This window comes from Shinella sp. HY16 (assembly GCF_028534175.1).
Lineage (GTDB): Bacteria > Pseudomonadota > Alphaproteobacteria > Rhizobiales > Rhizobiaceae > Shinella.
Window position 1 is genome coordinate 3042639 of sequence record NZ_JAHYXL010000001.1, and the last position, 12083, is coordinate 3054721.

The 12083-nt window shown below is 64.2% G+C and carries 14 protein-coding genes; 8 read left to right on the forward strand and 6 right to left on the reverse strand.

Annotated features, from left to right (window positions below; genetic code table 11):
* Window positions 1-39: 39 nt before the first annotated feature.
* A complete protein-coding gene (locus tag K0P03_RS15060; protein WP_272789973.1) occupies window positions 40-861 on the forward strand; it encodes a gamma-glutamyl-gamma-aminobutyrate hydrolase family protein in 822 nt (273 codons plus the stop codon).
* A gap of 26 nt (window positions 862-887) precedes the next feature.
* Here the strand turns inward: K0P03_RS15060 and K0P03_RS15065 are convergent, their stop codons facing one another.
* Window positions 888-2135, reverse strand: a complete 1248-nt coding sequence (locus K0P03_RS15065) for an MFS transporter (protein WP_272789974.1) — start codon at window positions 2133-2135, stop codon at window positions 888-890.
* Between the two features lie 93 nt (window positions 2136-2228).
* On the opposite strand from K0P03_RS15065, the gene K0P03_RS15070 reads away from it, so the two are divergent.
* On the forward strand, window positions 2229-2747 hold the full coding sequence (locus K0P03_RS15070; RefSeq protein WP_050743765.1) for a winged helix-turn-helix transcriptional regulator: 519 nt from the start codon (window positions 2229-2231) through the stop codon (window positions 2745-2747).
* Between the two features lie 23 nt (window positions 2748-2770).
* Here the strand turns inward: K0P03_RS15070 and K0P03_RS15075 are convergent, their stop codons facing one another.
* The 4 genes from K0P03_RS15075 to K0P03_RS15090 are packed head-to-tail and all read right to left on the reverse strand — an operon-like array spanning window position 2771 to window position 5869.
* The gene (locus K0P03_RS15075) at window positions 2771-3178 is read right to left on the reverse strand and encodes a hypothetical protein (RefSeq protein ID WP_272789975.1); all 408 of its coding nucleotides are present in this window, start codon (window positions 3176-3178) and stop codon (window positions 2771-2773) included.
* Between the two features lie 60 nt (window positions 3179-3238).
* Complete coding sequence (locus tag K0P03_RS15080) at window positions 3239-4225, reverse strand: 2-hydroxyacid dehydrogenase (protein WP_272790490.1); 987 nt, start codon at window positions 4223-4225, stop codon at window positions 3239-3241.
* 29 nt (window positions 4226-4254) lie between these two features.
* On the reverse strand, window positions 4255-5283 hold the full coding sequence (locus K0P03_RS15085) for a LacI family DNA-binding transcriptional regulator (protein WP_023515982.1): 1029 nt from the start codon (window positions 5281-5283) through the stop codon (window positions 4255-4257).
* A 58-nt stretch (window positions 5284-5341) separates the two neighbouring features.
* Complete coding sequence (locus K0P03_RS15090; RefSeq protein ID WP_272789976.1) at window positions 5342-5869, reverse strand: MarR family winged helix-turn-helix transcriptional regulator; 528 nt, start codon at window positions 5867-5869, stop codon at window positions 5342-5344.
* A gap of 104 nt (window positions 5870-5973) precedes the next feature.
* Here K0P03_RS15090 and K0P03_RS15095 point away from each other — a divergent pair, with 104 nt between their 5' ends.
* The 5 genes from K0P03_RS15095 to cysE all read left to right on the forward strand — a co-directional run bounded on the left by K0P03_RS15095 (window position 5974) and on the right by cysE (window position 10280).
* Window positions 5974-6765: a creatininase family protein gene (locus tag K0P03_RS15095; RefSeq protein WP_023515980.1), complete on the forward strand. Its 792-nt coding sequence runs from the start codon at window positions 5974-5976 to the stop codon at window positions 6763-6765.
* Window positions 6766-6886: 121 nt separating this feature from the next.
* On the forward strand, window positions 6887-8038 hold the full coding sequence (locus K0P03_RS15100; RefSeq protein WP_272789977.1) for a CobW family GTP-binding protein: 1152 nt from the start codon (window positions 6887-6889) through the stop codon (window positions 8036-8038).
* A 19-nt stretch (window positions 8039-8057) separates the two neighbouring features.
* Entirely contained in the window at window positions 8058-8468 is a 411-nt protein-coding gene (gene imm45, locus K0P03_RS15105) for an Imm45 family immunity protein (RefSeq protein ID WP_157255814.1), read from the forward strand.
* Window positions 8468-9457 carry a WD40 repeat domain-containing protein gene (locus K0P03_RS15110; protein WP_272789978.1) on the forward strand — a complete coding sequence of 330 codons (990 nt, stop codon included), beginning with the start codon at window positions 8468-8470 and terminating at the stop codon, window positions 9455-9457. The genes imm45 and K0P03_RS15110 overlap by 1 nt, the downstream gene beginning before the upstream one ends.
* A 10-nt stretch (window positions 9458-9467) precedes the next feature.
* Window positions 9468-10280, forward strand: coding sequence for a serine O-acetyltransferase (gene cysE / locus K0P03_RS15115; RefSeq protein ID WP_088016416.1), 813 nt, complete (start codon window positions 9468-9470; stop codon window positions 10278-10280).
* 88 nt (window positions 10281-10368) lie between these two features.
* Here cysE and K0P03_RS15120 read toward each other — a convergent pair whose 3' ends face one another.
* Window positions 10369-10653 carry a hypothetical protein gene (locus K0P03_RS15120; RefSeq protein ID WP_023516271.1) on the reverse strand — a complete coding sequence of 95 codons (285 nt, stop codon included), beginning with the start codon at window positions 10651-10653 and terminating at the stop codon, window positions 10369-10371.
* 248 nt (window positions 10654-10901) lie between these two features.
* On the opposite strand from K0P03_RS15120, the gene K0P03_RS15125 reads away from it, so the two are divergent.
* Window positions 10902-12068: a hypothetical protein gene (locus K0P03_RS15125; protein WP_130514068.1), complete on the forward strand. Its 1167-nt coding sequence runs from the start codon at window positions 10902-10904 to the stop codon at window positions 12066-12068.
* Window positions 12069-12083: the final 15 nt, after the last annotated feature.

Below are 12083 nucleotides of genomic sequence, written 5' to 3' on the forward strand. Positions count from 1 at the left end.
GCAAATCGTCAATTGGTATTTCTTTTTCCGGAGCCCATCATGTCGAAACCCGTTGTCGCCATTCCCGCCGATATCAGGGAGATCGAAGGCAACGTCTGGCAGGCCACCCCGAACCAGTATGTGCGCGCCGCCGTCAAGGGCGCCGACGTCACGGTGTTCCTCGTGCCGGCGCTCGAATCGGACAACGATTTCGACGGCATTCTCGACCGGGTGGACGGGCTCCTCGTCAGCGGCTCGCGCACCAACGTGCACCCTTCCCTCTACGGAAAAGAAGCGACCGATGCGGAAGGCCCCTATGATATGGCACGCGATGCCACCAGCCTGCCGCTGATCAGCCGCGCGCTGGAGCGTGGCATTCCGCTGCTCGCCATCTGCCGCGGCATTCAGGAACTGAACGTCGTGCTCGGCGGCACACTCGCCAACGAGATCCAGGAACAGCCCGGCATGTGGGATCACCGCAAGCCGGACACTCCCGTGCTCGACGTCGCCTATGGCATCCGCCAGACGGTCCACGTCAAGGAAGGCAGCTGCCTTGCCGCCGTCGTCGGCGCCGGCGACGTGCAGGTCAATTCCCTGCACCGGCAGGCGATCTCCGACATCGCACCGCGTCTTGCCGTCGAAGCCGTCGCCGAAGACGGCACGATCGAAGCCGTCTCCGTCCTCGGGGCCAAGGCCTTCGCAGTCGGTGTACAATGGCATCCGGAATATTGGGTCGGCTCCGACCAGCCGTCGAACAAGCTGTTCGCCGCCTTCGGCGAAGCGGTTCGCAACTATGCTGCTGCAAAGCAGGGCGCGCCCCGCCCCGCCAAAGCGGCCGGCGAGGCCGACGTGCTGGCTTTCGGCTCGGCCAAGTCCGCCTGAACGGCCCGGCCTCGCATGACGCGTCGTCATGAACCGTGCCGTGCCCTCTCTCGCGAAACCGCCCAGAGGGACAGGCCCGCAAGGCTGAAGGTCGCCCCCGCAAGGCAGACCCCTACCCAGCCGAAACGGGCATAGCTCACCGTCGAGACGATGGCGCCCAGGGCGCTACCGGCCGAGTAGAAGACCATGTATCCGCCGACGAGGCGGCTGCGGGCATCAGGCCGGCGAGCAAAGATAAGGCTTTGGTTCGTGACGTGCACCGCCTGCACCGCGAAATCGAGCAGCACCACACCGATGGCAAAGACCGCGAGCGAGTGCGGCAGGAATGCGATTGCCAGCCAGGAGAGGCAGAGCAACGCAAGGGATAAACCGGTCGTGCGCTCCGCAAGGCCGCGATCTGCCAGCCGCCCTGCCCGGCCCGCAGCCAACGCCCCGGCCAGCCCCGCGAGCCCGAAGAGACCAATCTGGGTGTGGCTCAAGGAAAAGGGCGGCGCGCTCAGCGGCAGAACCATCGCAGTCCAGAGCGTGCTGAAGCTGGCGAAGATCAGGAAGGCCAGCCCCGCCCGCAGGCGCAGCACCGGCTCGTTCAGAAAGATGAGCGGCATGGATTTCAACACGCTGCCATAGCGTTCCGTACTTGCTACCGGGATCGTCCGTGGCAAGACTCGCATGAGCAACGCGCCCAGGAGCAGCATGAAGCCGGCGGAGACAAGATAAACGATCCGCCACCCACCCGCATCGGCCAGGATGCCGGCAACGAACCGCGCCGCCAGGATACCGATCACCACGCCGCCGGTGACGAGGCCAACGGCCGCACCACGCTCTTCCGGCCGCGCCAACGTGGCGCTGAGGGCTACCAGCACCTGGACCACGACTGCCAGCAGGCCCACAACGATCATCGCGCCGAACAGGGTAAGGGCATTCGGCGCCCCGGCGACGGCAGCAAGCGCCAAGGCGGAGAGCAGTGTCTGGCCGATGACCAGCTTGCGGCGATCGAGCAGGTCTCCGAGCGGCACGAGGAAGAGCAGGCCGACCGCATAGCCAACCTGCGTCAATGTGACGACGAGGCCGACAGCGGCCGGATGAATGGCAAAGGTCGCCGCGATCGCATCGAGCAGGGGCTGGGCATAGTAGATGTTCGCCACGCTGCTTCCGCAAGTGACGGCGAAGACCAGCAATGTCAGCCGCGAGAGGCCCGATGTTTCAGGCGCTTGCCTCGATCCATCGGCGGGCTGGCACGGGCGGGACTGGGAAAGGGTATCGCACGTTTTCATAATCAACCTCATCTTTGTCTTATGATGAGACCACTTGCGGAACACCTATTCCAGTTCTATTTTAGAACCAGTTTGTCGCCGAGGGTACCCGATATGAAACGCAAGAGTTTTCGCGAGGCCGAATGCCCCGTCGCGCGCACTTTGGACGCCATCGGCGACTGGTGGTCGCTGCTCATCGTGCGCGATGCCTTCGACGGCATCCGGCGCTTCAGCGCCTTCCAGCAGAATCTCGGCATCGCCCGGGGCATGCTGAGCACGCGCCTGCGCGACCTCGTCGAGGCCGAGGTCCTCGCTCTCGCCCCGGCATCGGACGGCAGTGCCTACCAGGAATACGTCCTGACCAAGAAGGGCCGCGACCTCTTTCTCGTCATCGTCGCCATGAGGCAATGGGGGGAGGACCACCTCTACCGAGCGGACGAACGCCATTCCGTGCTGGTGGAAACGGCAACCGGCGCGCCCGTCGGCCGCCTCAGGCTGCAAGCCGGGGACGGGCGGCGGCTCGGCTGGGCCGAAACCTGTGTATCGGGTGCGAAGCGCGATACCTCCGCGGCAGACGAACCGAAAGGGCGAAGGGCGTCCCCGGCAGGATCCAATCCGCCGAGGCAGCTCTAGTTCCTTCTTTTCTTGGGCGTTTGCTAGTCGGCCGAAATCATCGTGATCATGGCATCGGCAGGTTCGACGGCCTCATAGGCGAGACCGTCGCCATCGACGACGGTCAGAATGGCCTCACCCTGCGCATCGGCAACGATGACCGTACCATCGCCGTTGTCGACCCAGGTGCGTGCAGCCGAAAGGCGTGGCCAGACGGCGTCGCAGTCGCTGTTGGCAGTGAAGCGCTCGCTGCGGCTCGAAATTCGGTCACCGCGCTCTGCAAGGCATGCGGTATTCGCCACCACATTGGAAATGGTATAGCTGTGTGCGGACACCGAAGCGGGAACGGAACTCGTCGCCACCGGGTCCACAGCCGGTGCGCGCTCCGCCGCAACACTCCAGAGCCCCAGCGACAATGCGCCGGCCACGGCGGCAATCACCAGCGTCTTCATGGGCTCTCCTTCGCGATCGACTCGATGGCAAAAGCATGCGCCCGCAAAATTGCCGAAAGGTTAACGAAGGCTTTCCAGATCGTTCCCTGCTTTTCGCACAAAGGGCGTTTCAGGCACCGGGGTCAGGGCCGCACCACGCTCGAACCAGGCGAAGAGATTGTCTGCCACGAGGTCGGCCATGGCATCGCGCGTTGCCACCGAAGCCGAAGCGACATGCGGCAGGAGCGAGACGTTCGGCAGGTCGAGCAGTGCCTGCGGCACGTTCGGCTCATCATAGAAGACGTCGAGCCCGGCCGCCGCGATTACCCCGTCCCCAAGTGCTGCGGCAAGGGCGCCCTCATCGACCGTCCAGCCACGCCCGACATTGATCAGCACGCCATTGGGACCGAGCGCGCGAAGGATATGCGCATCAATCGTCCGGTGCGTCTCGGCCGTCTTCGGCACGATGGCGATCAGGATATCCACCGCCTCCGCCAGTTCCGCCAGCGAGGGATAATAGGCAAACGGCACGTCCTCGCGCGGGCGCCGCGTGTGGTAGGCGATCCCGACGCCGAAGCCCTTCAGCCGCTCGGCGATCGCCATGCCGATGCGCCCCAGCCCGTAGATGCCGGCCTTGCGGCCCCGCAGGCTGAGCGGTGTCAGCGGGAAGGCGCCCTCGCGCACCCAGCGCCCTTCGCGCAGCCACGCCTCGGCCTGCGGAAGGCAGCGCACCGTATTGAGCAGCAGGCCGATCGTCGTATCAGCCACCTCGTCGTTCAGCACATCGGGCGTATTGGTGACAGCTATGCCGCGTGCCGCGGCAGCCGCCACATCCACACCATCGTAACCGACGCCGAAGCTTGCGATGATTTCAAGCGACGGCAGGTGCTCGATCATCGCCGCGCCAAGACCGCCGGAAACCGCGACACCGGAAATGCTCGCCGCCTCGGAGCGAGCGAGCAACGCCGGATCCGCCCGCTCGATGCGCACCACGTCGAAGGCGTCCTTCAAGCGGTCGAGCACCCGGTCGCGGATCGTGCCGGGCACGAGAAGACGCGTCTTGGCCACCATGGCGAGATCTCCCTTTGCCCGATGCCTCAGCCTTCCGGATGGGCCTTGAGCGGTCCGGTGGATTGCCGGATGCGCATTTCCGGCTTGATGAGGTGGATGCCGTCAGGCTCGTGGCTGCCCGAGAGCTTGTCGAGCAAAGCGCGGGCGGCGTTGCGGCCGACTTCGGACTGGCCGTTCCAGACGGTGGTCAGCGCCGGGGTGGCGATCGCCGCCTCTTCCAGGTCGTCATACCCGGTGACGGAGACGTCGCGGCCCGGCACGAGGCCGGCGCGGGCGATGCCGTTCATCAGGCCGATCGCCACGAGGTCGTTCCAACAGACCGCCGCGGTCGGCTTCTGCGGCAGGGAGAGGAAGTGCACCGCCGCCTCGAAGCCGCCCTGCTTGGTGCGCGGCCCGGGGATGCGCAGGCCCGGATCGACCTCGATATTCGCCTTGCGCAGCGCATTGACATAACCCTGGTAGCGGTCGCGACCGGTCGACGTCTGGTCCGTGCCGCCCACCATGGCGATGGTGCGGTGGCCGAGGCCGATCAGGTGGTTGGTCGCAAGCGAGATGCCGTAGCTGTCATCGCCGCGGAAGATCGGCACGTCCAGCCCCTCGATCGAACGGGCGATCAGGATCGCCGGCATGCCATTGTCCTCGGCAAGCCGGATATCCTCCGGTGGCGTGCCGATGGCCGGCGACATGATGACCCCGTCGCCGCCGAGCTGCAGCAGCGTCTCGACGAAATTGCGCTGCTTTTCGACTGAATCGTAGTGGTTGGAGAGAATGAAGGTCTGCCGGTCGCGGTCGAGCTCGCTTTCGATGGCCTTCAGGATTTCCGCATAGAACGGGTTCATGATGTCGTGCACGACGACGCCGATGATACCGGAGCGGGAGGTGCGCAGGCTGGCGGCACGGCGGTTGTAGATATAGCCGAGCGCGCGGGCCTGTTCCTTGATCTTGTCACGGGTGGTGGCTGCGACGAGCGGGCTGTCCCTGAGCGCAAGCGATACCGTCGCCGTGGAAACACCGAGCGTTTCCGCGATGGTGGAAAGCTTGATTTTCTGTGCCACGACCCCTCCCCGACGAACGCCAAGCAACGCGGCGTTTAAAACCGTTTATTTAAACAGTTTAAATCTCGTCGGCAACTGCCTTTTCGACCTCACGAGAGGCGTCCGCCAGGCCACCGTGCAGGTTTTCGTCCATGGCGCGCAGGAGCTTGAGCAACTGGCGCACATCCTTCTCGCTCAACCCTTCCGCCGCCTGCTGCTCGCTGAGCCGGCCGGCCTCGGTGATGTGATCGACGGAAGCCTCGCCGGCCTCGGTGAGATGCACGACGGTCAGCCGACCGTCCGTCTCGTCCGGCCGCCGCTCCACGAACCCTTGCGCCTCCAGGCGCCCGATCGTGCGCGTCATCGTCGGCGCCTTGACCCCGAGTCGGGCAGCGAGCGCACCGGCGGTCAGGCCGCCATCTTCCGCAAGGGCCAGGATCACGCCGTCCTGGCCGGCATAAAGACCGGTGGCGAGAAGATTGCGCGACAGGACCGTGCGCATGGAGCGGGCCGCATTGACGACGGCGGCGGCAAGTCCGGCGCCCGAGACATCATCATGCCCCTTCTTCTTCTTGCCCTTCTTGCCGTCCTTGTGCTTCTTGCCCATCGATTGCCTCCGCCTCACCGTACCTTGCATCACCCTTGCATCGCGGGCATGGCCTTGTATGACTCATGTGACAGTCGGGCGGCAAGACGGGATAGAGGCAGACGATGACGCATCCGAAGATGCGGTGGGGCGACAACGATCCGGCGCTTTCGGCACGGGACCGTGCCGGCTGGATCGCCATTCTGCCGCTCGGCGCCCATGAAGGCCACGGCCCGCATTTGCCGCTCGAAACGGACACGTTGATCGCCGACGGCATTGCCGCGCGTCTGATGGCCGTGCTGCCGGCGCACCTGCCCGTGACCATCCTGCCCGCCGAGCCTGTCGGCTATTCGCCGGAGCATCTCGACGTGCCCGGCACGCGCTCGCTCGGCTATGCGGAGGCGGTGGAACGCTGGCTGGGCATCGCGGGAGACCTCAACGCAAAGGGCGTCCGAAAGCTTGTCCTGCTCAACGCTCACGGCGGCAATTCCCCCCTTTTGACGATCGTCGCCACCGAGGCCCGCATGCGCTGGAACATGCTCGTCGTTGCGACGGCCTGGACCCGTTTCGGCCAGCCGGACGGCTGGATTGCGCCGGAAGACAAGGCGATCGACATCCACGGCGGCGATATCGAGACCTCCGTCATGCTCGCCCTGCATCCGGAACGCGTTCATATGGACAAGGCGGAACATTTCGGCTCGCGGCAGGTGGAGTTCGCCGCACGCTTTGCGCATCTGCGCGCCTATGGCCCGCATGCTTTCGGCTGGAAGATGGCCGACCTCAATCCGAAGGGCGTCGCCGGAAATGCCGCAGCAGCAACCGCAGGGCGCGGCGAGATCCTGATCGCACACGCCCTCGGCGGCATCGTCGCGCTCCTCGAAGACGTCGCAGCCTTCGACGTGGAGACGCTACGCTAAGAAGCACCAAGCCGTTTTGCGTGACAACAAGGCCGGATCGCATTTGCGCTGGCCCGTGCGATCTCCTATATCAGACGCCAACCGGACGCTGCAGGCGTCCCCGCCATCGCTCGAGGTTCCCATGACCGAAACAGCCCTCCCCAAGCCCATTCCCGTCACCGTGCTTACCGGCTATCTCGGCGCCGGCAAGACGACGCTGCTCAACCGCATCCTGACCGACAATCACGGCAAGAAATATGCCGTCATCGTCAACGAATTCGGCGAGATCGGCATCGACAACGACCTCATCGTCGAATCCGACGAGGAAATCTATGAAATGAACAACGGCTGCATCTGCTGCACCGTGCGTGGCGACCTGATCCGCGTGGTGGAAGGTCTGATGCGCCGCCCCGGCCGCTTCGACGCCATCATCGTCGAGACGACGGGCCTTGCCGATCCGGTACCGGTCGCTCAGACCTTCTTCATGGACGACGACGTGCGCCAGAAGACCGAGCTCGATGCCGTCGTGGCGCTGGTCGACGCAAAACACCTGCCGCTGCGCCTGAAGGACAGCCGCGAGGCCGAGGACCAGATCGCCTTCGCCGACGTCGTGCTGATCAACAAGACCGATCTCGTCAGCCCGGAAGAGTTGGCCCGGATCGAGGCGACCGTGCGCGTGATCAATCCTTCGGCCCGCATCCACCGCACCACCCGCTCGGAAATCGATCTCGCCAAGGTTCTCAACCAGGGTGCGTTCAACCTGGAGCGGGCGCTCGAAAACGACCCGCATTTCCTCGACCACGATGCCCCGGACCATGTCTGTGGCCCCGACTGCGGCCATGACCATGGCCATCACCATCATGGTCACGACCACGACCACGATCACCACCATCATGATCATGATCACGACCATCACCACCACGATCACGACCATCACCACCACGATCATGACCATCATCACCACGACCACGGCGTCTCGCCGATCCATGACGTGACGGTGCAGTCGATCTCGCTGCGCGGCGGCGAGATGAACCCGGACCGCTTCTTCCCGTGGATCCAGAAGATCACCCAGACCGACGGCCCGAACATCCTGCGCCTCAAGGGCATCATCGCCTTTGCCGGTGATGACGAGCGTTACGTCGTGCAGGGTGTGCACATGATCGTCGAAGGCGATCACCAGCGCGCCTGGAAGGACGGCGAGAAACGCGAAAGCCGTCTCGTCTTCATCGGCCGCGACCTCGACCGCGAGAAGATCGAACGCACGTTCAAGGCCTGTGAGGCGCAGGCGAACTAAGGGTTGCGGGAGCGGATGCGTGGAAACCTGGTCTGCAAACGGCCTCGGCCGGAACTGGGTTCCACTCTTCGAGCTTCCGGACCAAAGCCTGTGGCGAGGAGATGTCATTCGTCTTCCCCATCACCCCTCCATCGGTCCCCATGCGGGCCCGGTGGATCTCCTCCTTTTTGAACTGTGGGGATATGATAGGATTTTGGGGCTGATGATGACCAAGGGCTACAAGGCTGGAATGCCCTGGATCTACTTGCCGCCAGAAAGCCAGGGCACCAATCGCCTTTCTCTCGAAACCGCTTGGTTGCGTGAAAACTGGGACCGGTGGTTTTGCTACAGGGATTTTCCCGATGAACTGGACGCTCCTGTTCCTTTGCCAAAAGATGGCGTATTGGTCCGTCGCAACTCCTCACCCGCACCAAGACTGAAAGTGCCGTAATGCCGACTGTCGCTCCTCTTGATCTCGACGGCCACGTCGTCGCGGCCGCCTTCCTCGGCGATGTGCCGTTCTTCGCCACCGCCTCCGGCGCCATCCATCGCCTCGACCACGGCCAGAAGGTCACGGAAGCGCATGACGGGCTGCTCGCCTGCACCAGGGACGAGGCGAACGACACGCTGATCACGGGCGGCGAGGACGGCAAGGTGCAGCGCATCGCCGCCGACGGCACCGTGGCGCTTCTCGCCGAAGTGCCGCGCAAGTGGATCTCGATCGCCGCCGCCGGTCCGCAAGGCACCGTCGGCTTCGCGGAAGGTCGCACGGCGCGCGTGCGTCTTGGCGACGGCACGATCAAGGAATTTACGGAAAGCCGTTCGATCGAGGGCATCGCCTTCGCGCCGAAGGGCCTGCGCATTGGCGTGGCGCGCTACAATGGCGCCTCGCTGCATTGGGTAGCAATGGCCGGCCAGCCCGTCGATCTGGAATGGAAAGGCGCTCACACCGGCATCACCTTCTCCCCCGACGGCCGCTTCGTCGTGACCAGCATGCAGGAAAACGCCCTGCACGGCTGGAAGCTCGACACGAAGCCTGGCGCAGACACCCGCCATATGCGCATGACAGGCTACCCGGCCAAGGTGAAGTCGCTCTCCTGGTCGGTGAAGGGCAAGTGGCTCGCCTCGTCGGGCGCACCGGCGGCCATCGTCTGGCCGTTCTCCGCGAAAGATGGCCCGATGGGCAAGCCACCGCTGGAGCTTGGCACCCGCGCCGACGTCATGGTCACGTCCGTTACCTGCCATCCCGCCGAAGAGGTCGTCGCCATCGGCTATTCCGACGGCATGGTGCTCGCCGCCCGCTTCGCCGACAGCCGCGAGGTGCTGCTGCGCCGCCCCGGAAAGGGCGCCATCACCTCGATGGCCTGGAGCAAAAACGGAAAACTTCTGGCTTTCGCCAGCGAAGCCGGCGATTGTGGGGTCATCGATCTTGCGGGATAGGAGCGGCATCGTGGCGCGTCAGGTGATCGATTTTGCCTCGCCCATCGCCAGCGACACGGAAGGGCGGGTCTGGACCGACATCCGGGCCGCGGCGCAACTGCGCGCCGACGAGCAACCGCGCCTTGCCACGTTGCTGCACCCTATCCTTGCGGCCAAAACAGGCCGCCAGATGTTGATCGGTACGCTCGCCGCGCGGCTCGCCCACACAGCCGGCGACCGGGCGCTTGCGGCGAAAGTCCTTGCCTCCACCGAAGACGGCGCACTTCTGGAGGAGACCGAGGCCGATCTCCTGGCGATCGTGACACGCGACCCCGCCAATCCCGATCCACTCACCGTCCTCCTTCACCTCAAGGGTTTCCAGGCCCTGCAGGTCCACCGCTTCGCCCATCGCCTCTGGCAGGCAGGCCGCATGGAAGGTGCACGCTGGCTATCCTCGCAGGCCTCCCTCGCCTTCGGTCTGGATATCCATCCCGCCGCACGCATGGGCCGCGGCATCATGCTCGACCATGGTTCCGGCATCGTCATCGGCGAGACGGTCGTCGTGGAAGATGACGTCTCGATGCTGCAGCAGGTCACGCTCGGCGGTACCGGCCGCGACAAGGGCGACCGCCACCCGAAGGTGCGCCGCGGCGTGCTGATCGGGGCTGGCGCCAAGATCCTCGGCAATATCGAGATCGGCGCTTATAGCAAGATCGCCGCCGGAAGCGTGGTGCTGGAGCCAGTCCCTGCACATACGACAGTCGCCGGCGTGCCCGCCAGGATTGTCCGCGTCCACTCTGAAGACGAGATGCCGGCCGCGACGATGGACCACCGGATCGACTGAATTCCTTACGCTTCCTTGAAAACGGGAAGGCCCGAGAGAGCGTTGCTCTCCCGGGCCCCACAGACCGCACGGGCGGGGGTGAATGCGGTCAGTGCTTGCGCTTCTTGCAGCCGCAGTCGCTGCCGCCGAGAATGCCCAGCGTGTTGCCGTTGAGGACACCCGACAGGGTACCGTTGAGCACGCCGTTCAGCACGTTGTTGCCGTCATTGTCACTGAGGATGTCGCCGACGCCGACGCTCGGGGCGATCACAACGCCGCCCGTCTTGTTGTTGTTCAGGATGCCGATACCACCGAGCAGGCCGCCAGCCGATGCCTGGCCAGCGCCGGCGATTGCGAGGACGGATGCGATTGCGATGATGCGGGTCATGTTCATGCTCTCTCTCCTTCGGTTGTGTACCTCGCTGGTACGCAATCGAAGGTAATATAAGCACTGAATTACTCAACCGGATTCCCTAGTCATAGCAAATAGTTAACCATAACATAGACAAGTTTAACGAATCCCGCCCTTCCTCAAGCCAAAATAGAAAAACACGCATATCCCGGTCGAACATCAACCATCGGGGGAATTTTTAACCATACAACTCTAGGATTCTGTTCCAGAAACAGACAGGAACAGACCCGATGCGCTTCCTTGGTGGTTTCCTCTGCGCGGCCGCAATGCTGGCCGGATACAACCCGGCAAGAGCCGATTCAACCGTCGACTACAGGACGGGCATGGGCTGGTCGTCGAACATTTTTCAGGACCCAACCAACCTTTCCGCCGCCTTCAGCGAAGCAAAACTCGCCCTTCGCGGTACCCTTGCTCTTGAAGACTCCCAGGTTGCCTATGCGGTGAGCGCGAGTGCCCGGCGCGTGCCGAAATACCGTTTCGCCGACCAGCGCACGATCGGGCTCGAAGTTGGCTTCACCTACGATGTCAGCAAGGCGGTGAAGGTCACGCTGAAGGGCGGCATCGAGCGCCGGCGCAACGGCGATATCTTCCTCGCTCTTCCCGGTGCACTCATCGGCTATCGCAAGGACGATGTCTTCGCGACGGGGAGCGCCGGCCTGACGGTCGATCATTGGGGCGGACGCAACCACCTGACGACAACCCTCTCGAATCTCGACCGCGGCAAGGCGCATTTCACCCTTCCCGGCCTGAAGCCGACCCAGCTCGAAGCCGGGTACAGTCTGCTGGACATCACCGGTGGTCATATCCGGCCACTGCTCGGCGGTGAGGTGGGTGCGACACTGCAATACAGAGCAAGCCATATCGCACGTTCCGAGCGCAGGATGTTCGAACGCTTTCCGGCGGAAACCCTGCGTGGCTCGCTCGCCTATGGCCGGGCCTACGCCAACGGTATCACCCTGATGGCCGAGGCCGGCGTCGTCGGCATCACCAGCGCCTATCTCGGCACGACCGTCGAGCGCACCCGCCCCTTTTTCAAAGGCGAGGTGACCTGGCAATTGCCCCACAAGGCCGTGCTGAAGGCCAAGCTGGCACGCGACCTCCAGCTCGCCGACATCGACGATCCGCTCGCCGAGGACGTGCGCACGATCGGGCTCTCGCTTGAAAAGGAACTGACGGAAAAGCTGAAGCTCATACTCGCCTACGAGCAGGCCTATAGTGACTGGCTTTACTACGACTATCGTACACGCACGAAATCGGCCGCCGTCACGCTGGCCTACACGCTGCCCAAGGGAGCGACGGTGGCACTGGAATACAGCCACCTCGTGCGCCGCGAAAACGACAAGGCCGCCGATTTCACGGTCGACGGCCTTGCCGTACGGTTTGCCGGCTCGTTCTAGAACCGTCGCAGCGGT

Excerpts from the sequence above, each read along its gene's own strand:
- K0P03_RS15060 (WP_272789973.1), top strand. The coding sequence starts at position 40 with ATGTCGAAACCCGTTGTCGCCATTCCCGCCGATATCAGGGAGATCGAA.
- K0P03_RS15065 (WP_272789974.1), bottom strand. The coding sequence starts at position 2,135 with ATGAAAACGTGCGATACCCTTTCCCAGTCCCGCCCGTGCCAGCCCGCC.
- K0P03_RS15070 (WP_050743765.1), top strand. The coding sequence starts at position 2,229 with ATGAAACGCAAGAGTTTTCGCGAGGCCGAATGCCCCGTCGCGCGCACT.
- K0P03_RS15075 (WP_272789975.1), bottom strand. The coding sequence starts at position 3,178 with ATGAAGACGCTGGTGATTGCCGCCGTGGCCGGCGCATTGTCGCTGGGG.
- K0P03_RS15090 (WP_272789976.1), bottom strand. The coding sequence starts at position 5,869 with ATGGGCAAGAAGCACAAGGACGGCAAGAAGGGCAAGAAGAAGAAGGGG.
- K0P03_RS15095 (WP_023515980.1), top strand. The coding sequence starts at position 5,974 with ATGACGCATCCGAAGATGCGGTGGGGCGACAACGATCCGGCGCTTTCG.
- K0P03_RS15100 (WP_272789977.1), top strand. The coding sequence starts at position 6,887 with ATGACCGAAACAGCCCTCCCCAAGCCCATTCCCGTCACCGTGCTTACC.
- K0P03_RS15110 (WP_272789978.1), top strand. The coding sequence starts at position 8,468 with ATGCCGACTGTCGCTCCTCTTGATCTCGACGGCCACGTCGTCGCGGCC.
- K0P03_RS15120 (WP_023516271.1), bottom strand. The coding sequence starts at position 10,653 with ATGAACATGACCCGCATCATCGCAATCGCATCCGTCCTCGCAATCGCC.
- K0P03_RS15125 (WP_130514068.1), top strand. The coding sequence starts at position 10,902 with ATGCGCTTCCTTGGTGGTTTCCTCTGCGCGGCCGCAATGCTGGCCGGA.